Source organism: Streptomyces sp. NBC_01707 (assembly GCF_041438805.1).
Classification (GTDB): Bacteria; Actinomycetota; Actinomycetes; order Streptomycetales; family Streptomycetaceae; genus Streptomyces.
The window spans coordinates 5161009-5177614 of record NZ_CP109190.1 but is presented as its reverse complement, the minus strand read 5'-3'; the positions used below and the strand labels follow the sequence as shown (position 1 = coordinate 5177614).

The following is a 16606-nucleotide window of genomic DNA, read 5'->3' as shown; positions in this document are numbered from 1 at the left end:
CGGCGCGGGCCGGCCGGGATGGTCGGATTTGCCCGGGCGCCGGCTGGGTCGCGGGGAGGTAACCGATCGATATCGGCCGGTGTGTATAGTCGGGCGGCAGAAGTCTCCTACGTCAAGGAAAGACGAGGTCGCGCGGTGAAGAAGCTTCTCCTGGTCGCACTGGCCGCCATCGGCGGGCTCCTCGTGTACCGCCAGATCCAGGCGGATCGCGCCGAGCAGGATCTGTGGACGGAGGCGACTGACTCCGTGCCCGCAGGTTCGGGTGTGTGAGACAGAACAGCCTTTTGCGGGCCCCGGTCGCTGAGCGGCCGGGGCTTCGTGCTGTTGCGGGACCGTGACACCTGTGCTCTTGAGTTCGCTCACGCAAATCAATAAGTTGCGTGAGCAAAGAAGCCGGTATCTCGGTCGAGGGGGCACGGGTGAGGGGACTCAATCACCGTCGGACTGCAACAGCGGTGGGGGCATTGGCGGGCGGGGCGTTACTCGCCTTGATGGCGGGAGCGCTGCCGGTCGCGGCGGCCGGACCTGGAGCCCACGGAGACCATGGTGCAGCTGCCGCGCCGGGCACGGCTGCTCCGGACGACAGCAGCCTTGTCATGGTGCTCGACTCCTCCGGATCCATGGCGGACGACGACGGCACCGGCCGGACCCGGATGGAGACCGCACGTAGGGCCGTGGGCACGGTCGTGGACGGTCTTCCCGACCACTATCCGACAGGGCTGCGCGTGTACGGCGCCGATCACTCCCGGGGATGCGCGGACACCCGGCTGGTACGGCCGGTGCAACCGCTCGACCGCGCCGCCGTGAAACAGGCCGTGGCGGCCGTGCGGCCCAGGGGTGACACACCCATCGGCCTGTCCCTGCAGAAGGCCGCGAAGGACCTTCCCGGGCCCGCCGACGGCGCCATGGGGACGCGCACGATCCTGCTGATCTCCGACGGCGAGGACAACTGCGGCACGCCGCAGCCCTGCGAGGTGGCCGAGCAGCTCGGCAAGGAGGGGGCCGGGCTGCGGATCGACACCGTCGGTTTCCAGGTGAAGGGCAGGGCTCGGGAGCAGCTCGAATGCATCGCGGCGGCGGGCAACGGCCGCTACTACGACGCACCGGACGCCAAGGCGCTGGCCAGGCAGTTGCAGCGGGCATCGCAACTCTCCGCGGACGGCTACCGGTTCCGCGGCAAGCGGGTCGAGGGCGCCGCTACCGGCGACCGGGCACCGCTGCTCGCCCCCGGGCAGTATCTGGACACCATCGGCCCCGGTGAGAAGCGGTACTACGCCGTCGATCTGGACGCGGTGTCCACGGCGGACTTCTCTGCGACGGCTGTGCCGCAGCCCGGGGCGGCTGTCGATACCTTCGACGCGCTGCGTACCAGCCTTGAGTACGGCACCGACAGTTTCTGCGCGACGAACACCGAGCGCTTCTACCAGAAGGAGGGTGCGACCCCGCTGACCTCGGCGGTTGCCCGCATCCCCGCCCCGGAGGGAACCCGTGTCTGCGACAGGGCGGGCCGCTACCGGTTGGTGGTGGAGCGGGAGAGCAAGAAGGGCTCCGATGCCGCGCGTTGGCCGCTGGAGCTCGTCCACGGGGTGGAGGCACCGCTGAAGAAGGGGGTCACGCCCGCCGCGTCGGAGCCGGAGTACGGCGTGGGTGGCAGGAGTGCGGCGCTGCCCTCCGGCGACCCCCGTGATGCGCGGGGCGGCACCGGATTCAACGATGCCGAGGAGCTCGGCCGGGGCGTGTGGCGCGACCGGATCCTTCCGTCGCAGACGCTCTGGTACAAGGTTCCGGTCGGCTGGGGCCAGCAGGTGCGCTACGACGTCGAGTTCGCCAACGAGCCGACCGTGGAGCAAACCTCCTCGTACTCGTACGGGGCTACGCAGCTGTTCACGCCGGGCCGCTTCCCGGTCGGCGGTGGCGGCGAGTTCACGTCGACGGCCGTGTACAGCGGCCGTCCGGCCGCAATCAGGATGGGGTCGGTTCCGGTCTCCTGGACCAACCGCTACGAGTTCCGCCCCACGGTCCAGCCGGTGCACACCGGGGGCGAGTTCTACATCTCCGTGACGCTGGGCGCGCGGGCCGCCGAGATCGCCGAGAACCCGCAGATCGGTGTGGTGCTTCGGGTATCGGTGCTCGGCGACGAGCGGGCCGGACCGGAGTACGGTGCGCCCGCCCTCGGGAAGAAGACGGGCGACGGGGCGGACAAGAGGGGCAATTCACCTTCGGCCGCAGACAGCGACGGTACGGGCGGGGCAGGATGGACCGGCATCGCGGCCGCTGCCGGGGCGGGCGCCGTGGTGGTTGTGATCGCGGGGCTGGTGTTCGTGCGCAGCCGCCGCAGGGCGGCCACCCAGACGACGAGGGGAAGCGCGTGATGAGGCAGCGCAACAGGGGCCGGGCGACGCTGGCCGCGTTCGCGGCGATGTGCGCGGTGGCGGCGCTGCCGGGTCAGGCGTACGCGGCCGGGGAGCCTGCTCCGTACACCTTCGACCCCGAGGCCAAGTCGATCCAGGGCGCGGAGATCAGCACCGACGCGTCTGCGCTGAGCGCCGGATCCGTGTACAAGAGCTCGATCAAGCCGGGCGAGAAGCTCTACTACCGCCTCGACCTCGATGCCGACACGAATGCGTATGTCTCGGCGGTGGCGGTGCCCGAGCTCGGCGGCCAGGTCGCGTACGGGGACGGCATCAAGGTCAGTATCCGGGACAGCACGGACCTGCAGTGCAGCTCGGAGGATGCCAGGTTCGAGTCGGCGGAGTACCCCCGTCCGATCGCCGCGTACGCCTACCGGGTCCCCGAGAAGAACAGCACCACCTGCGACGACGCCGGTACGTACAACGTGCTGGTCGAGCGGGAGGGCAAGGAGACATCGACCCCGGCGGAGTGGGATCTGGAGATCCGTTACGAGTCGGAGCCGAAGCTGAAGCAGGGCGGGTCGGTACCGACCGAGGCGCCGGAGAACTGGCCGTCGGCGTCGCCGTCACCGCCCACCCAGGCCGCGCAGAAGCGGCCGGGCGGCACCAGCTACTACGACGCCACCAGCCTGGAGACCGGCGAGTGGGATGACAGCATCGAGCCGGGGCAGACCCGCTTCTACCAGGTGCCCGTGGACTGGGGACAGCAGATCTTCGCCACCGTCGATCTCGGCAACAGCGTCGACGGCTCGGACGAATACGTGGGCAGCGCGCTCGCACTGTCCCTGGACAATCCCGCGCACGGCCATGTCGACGATGCCTCACCGCTGTCGTACTCGGGTAAGCCGGCCTCCGTGTCACTCGATCCGCTGCCCCCGGTGGCGTACGAGAACCGGTTCGCCTCCAGCGCAGATGTCAGCGCCATGCGGTTCGCGGGCTGGTACTACCTGTCGGTGACGCTGAGCCCGGAGGTCGAGAAGGCGTACGGCAGGAAGGCGATCCCGATGACCCTCAAGGTGAAGGTCGAGAACTCCGCGGGTCCGTCGCCGTACGAGGGTTCCGCCGGGGTCTTCGGTGTCACACAGGACGACAAGGACATGGCCAGGAACGGGCAGAGTGCCCCGCAGGCCGCCAAGAGCGACACCATGAAGATGGTTGCCGCCGCCGGGATCGGCGCGGGCGCCGTGCTCGTGCTCGTGCTCGGGGCGTGGACGCTGCTCGCTCGGCGACGCGCGGCGACCGTCGCGGGCGGGCAGGCAGCCGTGGGCACGGCGGGGCAGCCGCCGTACGGAGGACCGCCGCAGGCCTGGTGATTCCGGGGATGGGGCCGCAGGCCGGAGACGTCAGCGGGCTGAGACCCGGTGAGCTCAGGTCTGGGTCAGCGCCCAGATACCTACGGCGAAACAGATCAGCGCCATCAGCAGGACCGGGACCGCCACCTTCGGGGGCGGTCCCGGTCGCTTCTGAGGAACGTGCGTGGCAACTCCCGCTGCGGGATGGGGAACCTGCGGCTGCTGAGCGGTGTAAGCACGAGTGAGAGCTTGTTCGTGCTGCACCGCCGCTGTCGGGGCCTGGGAGGGATCCGGTGCGGCGGCAGGGAAGGGGGAACCTGTATGCGCCGGGAGCGGAGGGGGAAAAGCGGCCGGCTGCACCGGCTGTGGCCGGGCCTGAGTCTGGGCCTGTGGCTGGGGGGTGGGCGGCTGCTGCGGGGGCGGGGCGAGGTGGAAGCTACCCGTCTCCGACATCGGGGAGGGCGACGGGGTGTGCGGCTGCTGCTGCACGGACGGCTGTACGGGCACCTGTCCGGACAGGTGGGCGTCCTGCTGGAGTGGCTGGCCCGTGGGTTCGATCTGTGGCCGCACGGCGTGCGCGGGTCCGGCGGGGGTCCGGGGGGCGGCGAGGGGGCCTGCGGGACCGAATCCGGCGGGCAGCGGGCCGATCTGATCGAAGACCTCCACCGGTTCGTCGTCGACGCCGGGCTCCGGCAGCATCTCGACAGCGGCGGTCAGCGCCTTGCGTGCGCCCGTGGCCGTCCGGAACCGGGCCTGGGGATCCGGCTGGAGCAGGCCTGCGAGGACCTGCCACAGCGGTTCCGGGATGCCCTGTGGGGCGCCGGGTGTGCCGTGCGACGCGAAATGCTCGACGAGAGCCCTGGAGTCGGGCTTCTGACCCTGCAACAGATAGAGCGCCACGAGACCGACGGCGAAGAGGTCCGCGGGGAAGTCGGGCTCCGCACCCATCATCTGCTCGGGCGCGAAGTAACCCGGCGTTCCCACCACATAGTTGGTCTCGGTGAGGCGGGGCTCGCCCTTGCGCATGGAGATGCCGAAGTCGGAGAGCCGCAGATGCGGCCGACCGGTGCCGGTGGCCTCCATCAGGATGTTGGCGGGCTTGATGTCGCGGTGCACGACACCCTCGGCGTGCACCGTCGACAGCCCGGACAACAACTGGTCCAGCAGCGTGCAGACGAAGCGCGGGGGCAGCGGGCCGTAGTCGCCGATGACATGCGCCAGCGAGCCACCGCTGACCAGATCCATGGTGAACAGGACCTTGTCGTCGTCCGCGGCCCAACTGGCCGGGGCGAGCACATGCGGATGCTCGATCCGCAGTGCCTGCTCGCGGACGAAGCGCAGCAGTGTGTGCGCGTCGCTCTGCTGGAGCACCTTGGCCGCCACGTACCGGCGACGCCGGTGGTCCCAGGCACGCCAGACGGCGCCGACGCCACCACGTCCGATCGGATCGATCAGCTCGTACCGACCCGCGAAGACCTCACCCATTGCGCTGCGCCCGCTCCCAGTTCCTGTTCCGGCTCGTGCCCGGCTCTCGGAGTTAGTGCCCTAGGACTTGTCGGACAGGCCCTAGCCCTGGTGTCCCTCGTAGTGCGCGACCGCGTCCGCGGTGCGCCCTGCCCCGTACACCTTGAGGAACTCTGCCAGTTCCGGGTGGGTCGGGGCGAGGGAGTCGGCGGCATCGATGATGTCCCCGGCGGCCGCGACCGACCGCAGCAGCGACTGGATCTCGCGGACCACGCGCCGGACGGTGGGCGCCCCGCCGGTGGTCGAGGTCTGACCGGTGCCGGTGAGGACGGAGCCGCCCTGGGACTTCTTGATCTCTTCCATGCGGTCGGTGGCCTCTCCCGCGCTGACGCTGCCGTCGGCGACGTGGCCGGCCAGTTCCTGCAGGGCCTGGACACGCTGGACGACCGCCGGGTTCCCGATCTTCGCCCGCTGGCCGCTCATCAGCTGGGAGAGCATGGGGGCGGACAGCCCGAGTACGGCGGCGAGCCGGGCCTGATTCAGGCCGAGATCATCGATCAGCCGACGGAAGAGCGCCCCCAGTGGCTCTCCGTACCAACTGCGCTGAAGCTCCCTGGCTCTTGCCGTTGCCTCTTGCTGAGCTGCGTCCATTGCGTCTCCCCTTCGCTGCGGCTTCGCTGCTGCGAACCTCGACGAGCATCTTACGGAGAGTGGTTCCTGACCGGGAGCCCCAATCTTTTTGGAAGATTCAGGGGGTCACCCGGTACTCTGGTCTGCGGCGGTGACCGAGACGCTGATGCGTCCGGTGCTGTCCGCTTTTCGGGGCCTTAGCTCAGTTGGTAGAGCGCTGCCTTTGCAAGGCAGATGTCAGGAGTTCGAATCTCCTAGGCTCCACATCTGTAGAGACTCCCCCGGCCTGTGGAAGCGCAGGCCGGGGGAGTCTCTGTGTTTCTGACGTCGGCGTTTGTGGGCGCCGGTGCCGTGTCGGTGCAGGTCTGCTGAGCGCCGCCGTATGGCATCTTCTGGCATCCCTCGGCAATCGGGACAGCAGTGAGTCCGCGGCAACGGCTGACGAGGACCGCACGAGGACGGCTACGCGAGTCCGGCGTCCTCGTCCGCGTCGCTCCAGCGCCGCTGGATCAGCTTGGCCTGTTCCGTGAGGGCCTCCACCAGCTCGCGAATACTGCGCGCGGCGGTGGTGCGGAGAACGGCAACGCTGATCTCCCGTGCCAGCGGGGCGCCCTCGAGCTGTCGTACGGCGACGTCCTCGCGCGGTGGGCCGAGGGCGAGCCGCGGGATGAGGGCCACGCCGGCGCCCGCTGCGACGAATCCCTGGACGACCGCGTAGTCGTCCGTACGCAGGGTGTGGACGGGTTCGAAGGAGTGCTGGGCGCAGGCCCAGGACAAAAGGCGGTCGCACGGGTCACGGGGGTCCGCCGCGCCGATCCAGTCGTCGTCCCTGAGTTCTTCGAGAGGCACGTACGCCTGGCCGGCGCACCGGTGGTCCTCGGGCAGGACCAGCTGCAGTGGATCGTGCAGCAGCGGATACAGCTCGAAGTCGTCGTCGAGATCGAGACGATCACCCGGCTGGGAGAAGACCAGGGCGGCGTGGAGCTCCCGTGCGCGCAGTCCCCGCAGCAGGGTCGGCAGTTCGCCTTCGGTGAGTGAGATGTGCACCCCGGCGTGACGGAGAGCCTTCACGGCGGGCGGCAGCAGCAGCGCGCCGGCCGTGGGGAACGTGCCGATGTGCAGGGTGTGCGCACCCCGTTCGGCGAGGTCCCGGACCTCCCGCTCGGCGAGTCTCAGCCGTTCGATCACTGCCTCCACGTGCGGCAGGAGTGCCGCGCCGAGCTCGGTCAGTGCGGCCCCGCGCGGCCCGCGTTGCACGAGGCGCGCGTCGAAATGGGACTCCAGCACCGCGAGGTGGTGGGTGATTGTCGGCTGGGTGTAGTGGAGGGCACGGGCTGCTGCGGCCAGGGAGCCCTCTTGCGCGATCGCCTTCAGTACGTGCAGCTGACGGAGCTCAAGCATATAGACATTATATGGAGGGTGGCAGGGAACTCATGTATTCCTCGATAGCTCAGGCGGTGCGACGCTCACCGGCGTGAACAGCACAACCACCGCATCCACTGATGCGCGACGGTCGACCGGATCCGGACAGCACCGCGCTCCGTACGCCGAAGCCCTGCGGGCCCACGCGCGCCGCAGCTGGGTTCGGCTGAACGTCCCCGGGCACGCGGCGGACACGCTCAGCTTCGAACCCCTGACCTCCCTGCTCGGGCCCGAGCCGCTCCGGCTGGACTTTCCGCCGCTCCTCGACGGGATCGATCTCGGCTCCGACGCTCCGCTGCACGAGGCGCTCGCCCTGGCCGCGGACGCCTGGGGCGCCCGGCGCACCTGGTTCCTGACCAACGGCGCCTCGCAGGGCAACCAGATCGCGTCCCTCGTGGCGCCGGCACTCGGCCCCGTCCTGGTCGTGCAGCGAAGCGTCCACTCCAGCGTCATCGACGGGCTCGTGCTGTCGGGGCTGGACGCCGCCTTCGTAGAGCCGTCGGTCGACACCGACCAGGGCATCGCCCATGGAGTCACCGCCGAGGACCTGGCCAAGGCCCTCGCCGAACAGCCGGACGCGGCGGCCGCGTACGTCGTCAGCCCCAGCTACTTCGGCGCGGTCGCCGACGTCCGTGCCCTGGCCGACACGGCCCATGCCGCCGGCGTTCCACTGATCGTGGACGAGGCATGGGGCTCGCACTTCGGCTTCCACCCGGCCCTCCCCGACAACGCGCTCTCCCAGGGCGCCGACCTGGTCACCTCCAGCACACACAAGCTGGCAGGCAGCCTCACCCAGTCGGCGATGCTCCATCTCGGCCACGGCCCGTTCGCCGACCGGCTGGAGCCGCTCGTGGAGCGTGCCTTCCGCATGGTGCAGTCGACGAGCGCGAGCGCGCTGCTCATGGCCTCGCTCGACGTGGCGCGGGCGAGCCTGATGACCAATCGTGAAGGCGTCGGCGCATCGGTGGAGGCGGCGGAGAACGCACGCCGGGTGATCCGGAGACTCGGCCGGTACGCGATCGTCAGCGACACCTTCCCGCTGTTCCCGGACATCGTCGCCGCCGATCCGCTGCGGATCGCCGTCGACACCCGCAGCGGCGGCATATCCGGGCACGAAGCGCGCAGGCTCCTGTCACGCGACCACCAGGTCATGGTGGAGGTGGCGACCGATTCCGCGATCGTCGCCGTGGTGGGCGCAGGCGCCGTGCCCGACATGGACCGCTTCATCGAAGCCCTCCACTGCCTTCCCTCCCCCCTGGTCGGCAGTGGCGAGGACGACCGGTCCCGCCTGCGGCTGCCGTCCCCCGGGCCGGCCCTGCTCACCGCCCGCGATGCCTTTCTCAGCCCCTCCCGGTCCGTGCCGGCCTCGGACGCGGTCGGCATGATCTCTGCGGACACCCTGGCGGCCTACCCCCCGGGCATCCCCAACGTGCTGCCGGGCGAGGTCATCACGGCAGAAGTGATCGATTTCCTCCAGCGCACCGCTGCCGCTCCCAGCGGTCATGTACGCGGAGCGCTCGACCCCGCCGTCTCGCGCCTTCGTGTCGTCGCCCCCGACGCACAGCTCTCGCACTGAGCCGGCCTCCTCCCCCTGCCCTCCCTGCCGGACCTGCCCGAACCCACGGAGAAACCACCATGACCAGATACATGGCCACACGCCGAGCCGTCGTGGCAACCGTCGCCGCGACAGGACTTCTCTCCCTCCTTGCCTCATGCGGCAACCAGACGAAGGACGAGGCCGACGACGGCGTCCCCAGCGCCACCTCCGCGGCCCCGCTCGCGGACAAGCTTCCCCGGGCGATCCGCGACAAGGGCGTCATCAAGGTCGGTTCGGACATCGCGTACCCGCCGGTCGAGTTCAAGGACAGCTCCGGCAAGGTCGTCGGGATCGACCCGGACATCGCGGACGCTCTCGGCAAGCAGCTCGGTGTGAAGTTCGAGTTCGAGAACGGCACCTTCGACACGCTGATCACAGGTCTGCGCGCGAAGCGGTACGACCTCGCCATGTCGGCCATGACGGATACCAAGGACCGGCAGAACGGTGTCGACCCGGAGACCGGGAAGAAGGTCGGCGAGGGCGTCGACTTCGTCGACTACTTCACCGCCGGTGTCTCGATCTACACCAGGAAGGGTGACGACCAGGGCATCAGGACCTGGGCCGACCTGTGCGGCAAGAAGATCGTCGTCCAGCGCGGCACGGTCTCCGAGGACCTTGCCGAGCTCGAGAACACCAAGTGCCTGAAGGCCAAGAAGGGCAAGATCGCGATCGAGGCCTTCGACAACGACCAGCAGGCCCAGACCCGGCTGCGGTCCGGCGGCGCGGACGCCGGGGTGTCCGACTTCCCGGTGGCGGCGTACGCGGCCAAGACCTCGGGCGGCGGGAACGACTTCCGGATCGTCGGCGATCAGGTCGAGGCCGCCCCGTACGGCATCGCCGTCGCGAAGGGCAACACCCAGCTCCGCGAAGCGATTCAGGCCGCGCTCGACGCCGTCATCAAGAACGGCGAGTACAAGAAGATCGTCGCCAAGTGGCGTGTCGAGGCCGGCGCGGTGACCGAGGCAAAGATCAACGGTGGCACATGACCGGCGAAGAAAAGTCATCGAGCCGTTGAGAGGCCACACCCCCATGTCTGTTGAGACCACAGCCCCGCCCCGCGAGCGGGAGACAGTCAAGGCCGTTCCGGTCCGGCACCACGGCCGGTACATCGCCGCCGTCATCGCCATCGCACTGTTCGCCGCGGTCGTCTACGCCTTCTCACAAGGAAAGATCAACTGGGGCGCCGTCCCCGACTACTTCCTCGACCGGCGCATCCTCGACGGCGTCGGCCAGACGCTGATCCTGACCGTCCTGTCGATGGCCATCGGCATCACCGGCGGCATCATCCTCGCGATCATGCGCCTGTCGAAGAACCCGGTGACCTCATCGATCTCCTGGTTCTACATCTGGTTCTTCCGCGGCACCCCGGTCCTGGTCCAGCTCTTCGTCTGGTTCAACCTCGGCCTCGTCTTCGAGTACATCGACCTGGGCCCGTTCTACAAGGACGAATGGTCCGACTTCATGACACCGTTCCTCACGGCACTCCTGGGGCTGGGACTGAATGAAGCCGCGTACATGGCCGAGATCTGCCGCGCCGGTCTGCTCTCGGTCGAGGAGGGCCAGACCGAGGCCTCCCACGCCCTCGGCATGAGCCACGGCAAGACGCTGCGCCGCGTCGTCATACCCCAGGCCATGCGCGTCATCGTGCCCCCCACGGGCAACGAGGTCATCAACATGCTCAAGACGACCTCCCTGGTAGCCGCAGTGCAGTACGACGAACTCCTCCGCCAGGCCCAGGACATCGGCCAGACCTCCGGTGCACCGGTGGAGATGCTGTTCCTGGCAGCCGTCTGGTACCTCGTCCTCACCTCGATCCTCAGCGTCGGCCAGTACTGCCTGGAACGCCACTACGCCCGCGGCTCCAGCCGCAGCCTCCCGCCGACTCCGCTGCAGAAGCTCAGCGCCACCCTGCTTTCCGTGCGCCGCCCGAAGGGAGTCACGGCATGAACGCGATGGTGAAGGCCGAGGGCGTCCACAAGTCCTTCGGCCCGATCGAGGTCCTCAAGGGCATCGACCTCGAAGTCGCCCCCCGCGAGGTGTTCTGCCTCATCGGCCCCTCCGGCTCCGGCAAGTCGACCTTCCTGCGCTGCATCAACCACCTGGAGAAACTCAATGCAGGCCGCCTCTACGTCGACGGCGACCTCGTCGGGTACCGGCAGAACGGCAACAAGCTTCACGAGCTCAAGGACAGCGAGGTCGCTCTGAAGCGCCGGGACATCGGCATGGTCTTCCAGCGCTTCAACCTCTTCCCGCACATGACCGCCCTCGAGAACGTCATGGAAGCCCCCGTCCAGGTCAAGGGCGAAACCAAAGCCGTCGCCCGCGAACGCGCCGGAAGACTGCTGGACCGCGTCGGCCTGGCCGACAAGGCCGGCAACTACCCCTCCCAGCTCTCCGGTGGGCAGCAACAGCGCGTCGCCATCGCCCGCGCCCTGGCGATGGAACCCAAGCTGATGCTGTTCGACGAGCCCACCTCCGCCCTCGACCCCGAACTCGTCGGCGACGTCCTCGACGTCATGCGCGGCCTCGCCGAAGACGGCATGACCATGGTCGTCGTCACCCATGAAATGGGCTTCGCACGCGAAGTCGGCGACTCCCTCGTCTTCATGGACGACGGCGTGGTCGTCGAAGCCGGCAACCCCCGGGACGTCCTCACCAACCCGCAGCACGACCGCACCAGGACCTTCCTCTCCAAGGTCTTGTGAGCGGATCTCGGCGCATGCCGAGGTGCGAAGAGGCGGTACGGATCTTCCGTACCGCCTCTCTACGCGCACACTTCTCCTCCGCCGATGGCCCTCCATGAAAAACGCAACGGGCGCCGGAAAACCTCAGGGTCTTCCCGGCGCCCGTTCTGTCGGGCCGGTTGCTCAGCGGCGGTCGTCGAGGTCCGTTCCGTCCACCTCGTCAGGGCCGGCGTCGTCCTGCTTGGCACGGACCTCGGGGTCGAGGACCGTCGGGCCGCTGCCGTCGACCGAGGTCAGCGGTGCGCGGTCGGAGACCTCCGTGGGGGCGGGGGGTTCGACCAGCCAATCCGGGTTGGCCTGCTTGTCCCACCACCGCCAGGCGGCATAGGAACCGGCCGCCACCAGGGAGACCGCGGCGAAGCCCTTCAGCGCGCGGCCGGCCTTGGCCCGCCTCCTGTTCCTCCTGACCAGCTGCTGGATCTCCTTCGGAGTGACCTGCCCGCGCAGGGCTGCCAGGGCCGCGATGCTGCGGGACGTGGCCTCCTCGGCGACGGGCTGGGCAGCGGCCACCGCGGACCCGACGCGGGGCACGGTGTACTCCGCGGCGTACTTCGTGGCCTGGCGGGTGCGGAGCGCGGCACGCTGCGCGGCCTCGTCGACCTTGGGCGGCACATGAGAGCGGGCCAGTTCGATGTGCGGTGCGAGATAGGCGTCGTACTGGACACGGGCCTGTTGGGCTGCTTTCGACGCCTTCGGCGCGAGCCGCGTACGGGCCTCGTGCGCATAGCGTGCGGCCTGGTCCTTGGCCGTCTCGGCGTAGGGCGCCACCACTTCCGCGGCGTGCTGCACGCTCTCCTTCGCCGAGTCGGTTGCGGCGCGCACGCTGTCGATGCGGGTCACGGGATCCTCCTCCTTGGTGGCGGGTAGGTACTCCGCCTTTCCACCCATTTCGAGATCATGCCTGCCGGTGGCCCAACTGGCATGTGGGGCGGGCATCCGGGTCATGAGCGACGGTCGTGAGGGACGGTCGTGAGAGACGTCCTCGGGCAATGCGGTGCAAGGGGAGCTTGCCGACGACAATGCCACGGTTCAGCTCAGTACGCGCCGGTTCGTCACGCGCTTGGCCTCATTTGTTCCTGCGGGAAGCGGCAGGCGAGCGGTGTGGAATCAGGCAAGAAGGTGAGGGATGTCCGTTCGCGGGTGGCGGTCGGGCGACCTGAGGGAGCGTCCATGCAAGGATCGGTGGACGTCAGCGAAGACTTACGGAAGGCAGATCGTGGCCGAGCAGCTTTACGCCACCTTGAAGACCAACCAAGGCGACATCGAGATCCGGCTTCTGCCGAACCACGCGCCCAAGACGGTCAAGAACTTCGTCGAGCTCGCCACGGGCGAGCGCGAGTGGACTCACCCCGCGACCGGCAAGAAGTCCAAGGACCGGCTGTACGACGGCACCGTCTTCCACCGTGTCATCAGCGGCTTCATGATCCAGGGCGGCGACCCGCTGGGCAACGGCACCGGTGGCCCGGGCTACGAGTTCGGTGACGAGTTCCACCCGGACCTCAGCTTCAACAAGCCGTACCTGCTGGCCATGGCCAACGCCGGCCCGGGCACCAACGGCTCGCAGTTCTTCGTGACCGTCTCGCCCACCGCGTGGCTGACCGGCAAGCACACCATCTTCGGTGAGGTGACGGACGAAGCCAGCAAGAAGGTCGTGGACGCCATCGCAGGCACCCAGACCAACGCCCGCACCGACCGTCCGGTGCAGGACGTGGTGATCGAATCGGTCGTCGTCGAGACCCGATGATCTCCAGTGGTCACCGGATGATCACTCTCTGATTCCTTCGCCGGGAACCAACCGCCCTGCTTGTCCGTACTGCATACATAGCGGATGAGCAGGGCGGCTTTGTGCGCGCTGGCCGCTCACGAGATACCGAGGGGACCAGGAAGTGAAGGGACCGATGGACGAGCAGCCACCCGGCACCCGCGACCAGTCCGGCGCCACCGACGGCCCGCTCGGCTGCTACCGCCACCCGGGCCGTGAGACAGGGATCCGCTGCACCCGCTGCGACCGCCCGATCTGCACCGAATGCATGGTCAGCGCCTCGGTCGGCTTCCAGTGTCCGGACTGCGTCCGTCAGGGATCCGGCACGGGGCACGGACCGGCGGCCAATCAGCCACGCACCCTCGCCGGCGGCACCATCGCGGCCGACCCCCGGCTGGTCACCAAGATCCTGCTCGCTCTCAATGTCGCCCTGTTCATCGTGGTGCACGTGAAGGGGGCGCTGCTCCAGGACCTGACGCTCTTCGGCCGGGCCAACCTCTACTACGGCGGCCCGCCGGAAGGTGTCGCCGAGGGCCAGTGGTACCGGCTGGTCACGGCGATGTTCCTGCACCAGGAGGTGTGGCACATCGCGTTCAACATGCTGGGACTGTGGTGGCTCGGCGGCCCCCTGGAGGCGGCGCTCGGGCGCGCCCGCTACCTCGCGCTCTATCTGCTCTCCGGCCTGGCGGGCAGCGCTCTCACCTACTGGCTCGCCGCACCGAATCAACCCTCGCTCGGTGCCTCCGGAGCCATCTTCGGCCTGCTGGGCGCCACCGCCGTGCTCATGCGCCGCCTGAACTACGACATGCGGCCGGTCCTCGTGCTCCTCGCGCTGAACCTGCTCTTCACCTTCACCTGGGGCGGAATCGCCTGGCAGGCGCATGTCGGCGGTCTGATCGCGGGCACGGTGATCGCCATCGCCATGGTCCATGCGCCGCGCGGGCGGCGCGCGCTGGTGCAGTACGGCACCTGTGCGCTGGTCCTGGCGGCGGTGATCCTCGTCGTGGTCGCCAGAACGGCCGCACTGACCTGATCGCAGGGGTGATCGCAGACCGGCCGAGGTCGCCCTTCGTGCAGTTGTCCACAGCGGGGATGTGATCTTGTGCATTTCTGTGGGTACAACTGTGCCCCTTGCCGCTGAGCTGGGTTTTTCCAGTCCGGACAAGGGGCGTGCCACCCCTCGACGGGGGAGGCTGCAGTCACACCGGCGTCAACATCCAGGGAGTTATCCACAGATCGTCTGACCTTTTCCCCTGCCTGTGGATAACGCTGTGGGTAACTCAGGGCAAGGGTTGCGCTACGGGGTCAGCTGTGGTGCCGGGTACGAGGTGGAGCTACTTCCACTGGGTGGAGACGCCGAAGCCACCGGCGATGAAGCCGAAGCCGACGACGATGTTCCAGTTCCCGAGCGCGTCGATCGGCAGATCGCCGTCGGTCACGTAGAAAACGACGATCCAGGCCAGACCGATCAGGAAGAACGCCAGCATCACCGGCGCCACCCAACTGCGATTGGTCAGCTTTATGTTGGTTGCCTGCTTCGCCGGGGGCGGCGTGAAGTCGGCCTTCTTGCGGATACGTGACTTCGGCACGAGGAACTCTCCTGTCGATGCGCTGCGTGACCGCGCAGGGAACTATGGCTGGCGCCGGGGCGCGAGGGGGAATGCTGCCTCCCCCGGGCGTCCGTTAGCGTAGTGCTTCCGTGGCGCCGAAGGAGATAAGGGTACGTTGAGCAATTCTGCCGACTCTCCCCAAGAGCCGGTCCGGCGCCCCTTCAGGCACCCGGTCCGGGTGCTCACCGCTGCTGTCTTCGCCCTCGCCGGACTGATCTTCGTCACCAGCGCCAACACGGCCAAGGGCACCAACATCCGCACCGACTCCTCGCTGCTGAAGCTCTCCGACCTGATCCAGCAGCGCAGCGGGAAGAACGCGGCGCTCGACGACTCCAACGCATCCCTGCGTGACGACATCGACTCCCTCGCCCAGCGCGACGACGGCAGCACGAAGGCGGAGGACGCGAGGCTCAAGGCGCTGGAGCGGGAGGCGGGCACCACGAAGCTCTCCGGCCGGGCCGTCGCGGTCACCCTCGACGACGCCCCGCCGGACGCCACCGCGAAGCCTGGCTACCCCGACCCGCAACCCAATGACCTGGTCATTCACCAGCAGGATCTGCAGGCGGTGGTCAACGCTCTCTGGCAGGGGGGCGCTCGCGGTATCCGGGTCATGGACCAGCGGCTGATCTCCACCAGTGCCGTGCGCTGCGTCGGCAACACCCTGATCCTGCAGGGCCGGGTGTACTCGCCCCCGTACAAGATCACCGCGGTCGGCAGCCCGGACAGTCTCAAGAAGGCCCTCGACAACTCCCCGGCGATCCAGAACTACCTGCTGTACGTGAAGGCGTACGGGCTGGGCTGGAAAGTCGACGAGCGCGAGGCGGTGACTCTTCCCGGCTACTCGGGCACAGTGGATCTCCACTACGCGAAGCCGGTGAAGTAGCGAGCAGTTCCGGGGAGGCCGACCGGTGTCGGTGCGACTGATCGTCAGGACGTTCAGCGAACTGTGCATCACCGTTGGCGCCCTGATCATCCTCTTTGTGGTCTACGTGTTGTTCTGGACCGGAGTGAAGGCCGCCGGCGCGACCGAGGGGCAGATCGACGGCCTTCAGGACCGGTGGGCCCGCGGGGCCGTGTCCGCACCCGCGCCGGCCGTGTCGCCCTCGCCCACCACCGATGCGCCCGCCTCCACCGCGTCCGTGCCGCCCACATCCGTCGTGTACCCGGACGGGAAGGCGTTCGCGATGCTGTACATCCCCCGTCTCGGCAAGGGCTGGCAGTGGCCCATCCTGGAGAACACCGAGGTCAGGACGTTGCAGAAGGGCCTCGGTCACTACCGGGGAACCGCCTCCCTCGGCGCGACGGGCAACTTTGCCGTGGCCGGACACCGGCGCACGTACGGGGATCCCTTCAAGGATTTCCCGGAACTGCGCCCCGGCGACGCGGTGATCGTCACGGACGGGACGACATGGTTCACGTACCGCATCGACAAGAAGCCCTACCGGACCGTGCCGAGCGACACGGGTGTGATCGACCCCGTCCCCCGCAAGTCCGGCTTCGACGGTCCCGGACGCTATCTGACGCTGACGACCTGCGACCCCGAATGGGGCAGCAGCCACCGGCTGATCGCCTGGGCGCACCTCGACGCGACCCAGCCTGTGACCGACGGCAGGCCCGCGGCTTTCCACAGCTGACCCACGCTCCGGCCCCGGCCCTTTAGTCTGGTCCCGTACC

The 16606-nt window shown here is 68.7% G+C and carries 16 protein-coding genes and 1 tRNA gene; 12 read left to right on the top strand and 5 right to left on the bottom strand.

All coding sequences use genetic code 11. The features are described from left to right. Positions 1-135: 135 nt before the first annotated feature. The 3 genes from OG963_RS23270 (at position 136) to OG963_RS23260 (ending at position 3724) form a co-directional block, all read left to right on the top strand. Positions 136-270 (top strand): DLW-39 family protein, encoded by a 135-nt coding sequence (locus OG963_RS23270; protein ID WP_003958712.1) that lies wholly within the window; start codon positions 136-138, stop codon positions 268-270. Positions 271-491: 221 nt separating this feature from the next. Continuing rightward, entirely contained in the window at positions 492-2372 is a 1881-nt protein-coding gene (locus OG963_RS23265; protein ID WP_371799406.1) for a VWA domain-containing protein, read from the top strand. Further along, positions 2372-3724: a hypothetical protein gene (locus tag OG963_RS23260; protein WP_093773818.1), complete on the top strand. Its 1353-nt coding sequence runs from the start codon at positions 2372-2374 to the stop codon at positions 3722-3724. The genes OG963_RS23265 and OG963_RS23260 overlap by 1 nt, the downstream gene beginning before the upstream one ends. A gap of 54 nt (positions 3725-3778) precedes the next feature. Here OG963_RS23260 and OG963_RS23255 read toward each other — a convergent pair whose 3' ends face one another. Both OG963_RS23255 and OG963_RS23250 read right to left on the bottom strand, forming a co-directional pair. Further along, the gene (locus OG963_RS23255; RefSeq protein ID WP_362270104.1) at positions 3779-5188 is read right to left on the bottom strand and encodes a protein kinase; all 1410 of its coding nucleotides are present in this window, start codon (positions 5186-5188) and stop codon (positions 3779-3781) included. 81 nt (positions 5189-5269) lie between these two features. Continuing rightward, positions 5270-5818: a DNA-binding protein gene (locus tag OG963_RS23250; RefSeq protein ID WP_030930454.1), complete on the bottom strand. Its 549-nt coding sequence runs from the start codon at positions 5816-5818 to the stop codon at positions 5270-5272. A gap of 170 nt (positions 5819-5988) precedes the next feature. On the opposite strand from OG963_RS23250, the gene OG963_RS23245 reads away from it, so the two are divergent. Beyond that, positions 5989-6061: transfer RNA gene (locus OG963_RS23245), tRNA-Ala, on the top strand. Positions 6062-6259: 198 nt separating this feature from the next. Here the strand turns inward: OG963_RS23245 and OG963_RS23240 are convergent. Next, positions 6260-7198: a LysR family transcriptional regulator gene (locus tag OG963_RS23240; RefSeq protein WP_371799405.1), complete on the bottom strand. Its 939-nt coding sequence runs from the start codon at positions 7196-7198 to the stop codon at positions 6260-6262. A gap of 73 nt (positions 7199-7271) precedes the next feature. Here OG963_RS23240 and OG963_RS23235 point away from each other — a divergent pair, with 73 nt between their 5' ends. From OG963_RS23235 to OG963_RS23220, 4 genes are read left to right on the top strand one after another with little or no spacing between them, the layout of a single operon-like run. After that, positions 7272-8795: an aminotransferase class I/II-fold pyridoxal phosphate-dependent enzyme gene (locus OG963_RS23235; RefSeq protein WP_093931444.1), complete on the top strand. Its 1524-nt coding sequence runs from the start codon at positions 7272-7274 to the stop codon at positions 8793-8795. A gap of 59 nt (positions 8796-8854) precedes the next feature. Further along, positions 8855-9802: an ABC transporter substrate-binding protein gene (locus OG963_RS23230; protein ID WP_093773810.1), complete on the top strand. Its 948-nt coding sequence runs from the start codon at positions 8855-8857 to the stop codon at positions 9800-9802. 43 nt (positions 9803-9845) lie between these two features. Further along, entirely contained in the window at positions 9846-10763 is a 918-nt protein-coding gene (locus OG963_RS23225; RefSeq protein ID WP_371799404.1) for an amino acid ABC transporter permease, read from the top strand. Next, positions 10760-11521, top strand: a complete 762-nt coding sequence (locus tag OG963_RS23220) for an amino acid ABC transporter ATP-binding protein (RefSeq protein WP_093931445.1) — start codon at positions 10760-10762, stop codon at positions 11519-11521. Before OG963_RS23225 ends, OG963_RS23220 begins: the two co-directional genes overlap by 4 nt. 162 nt (positions 11522-11683) lie before the next feature. Here OG963_RS23220 and OG963_RS23215 read toward each other — a convergent pair whose 3' ends face one another. Beyond that, positions 11684-12400, bottom strand: a complete 717-nt coding sequence (locus OG963_RS23215) for a DUF5324 family protein (protein ID WP_093774145.1) — start codon at positions 12398-12400, stop codon at positions 11684-11686. 376 nt (positions 12401-12776) lie between these two features. On the opposite strand from OG963_RS23215, the gene OG963_RS23210 reads away from it, so the two are divergent. Further along, positions 12777-13304, top strand: a complete 528-nt coding sequence (locus OG963_RS23210) for a peptidylprolyl isomerase (protein ID WP_030972436.1) — start codon at positions 12777-12779, stop codon at positions 13302-13304. Between the two features lie 154 nt (positions 13305-13458). Further along, entirely contained in the window at positions 13459-14355 is an 897-nt protein-coding gene (locus OG963_RS23205; protein ID WP_030930432.1) for a rhomboid family intramembrane serine protease, read from the top strand. 301 nt (positions 14356-14656) lie between these two features. Here OG963_RS23205 and crgA read toward each other — a convergent pair whose 3' ends face one another. After that, positions 14657-14911, bottom strand: coding sequence for a cell division protein CrgA (gene crgA, locus OG963_RS23200; RefSeq protein ID WP_093773804.1), 255 nt, complete (start codon positions 14909-14911; stop codon positions 14657-14659). A 136-nt stretch (positions 14912-15047) separates the two neighbouring features. Between crgA and OG963_RS23195 the strand changes: the two genes are divergently transcribed. After that, the gene (locus OG963_RS23195; protein ID WP_093773802.1) at positions 15048-15815 is read left to right on the top strand and encodes a DUF881 domain-containing protein; all 768 of its coding nucleotides are present in this window, start codon (positions 15048-15050) and stop codon (positions 15813-15815) included. Between the two features lie 25 nt (positions 15816-15840). Beyond that, positions 15841-16566 carry a class E sortase gene (locus OG963_RS23190; RefSeq protein ID WP_093931446.1) on the top strand — a complete coding sequence of 242 codons (726 nt, stop codon included), beginning with the start codon at positions 15841-15843 and terminating at the stop codon, positions 16564-16566. The last annotated feature ends 40 nt before the right edge of the window (positions 16567-16606 follow it).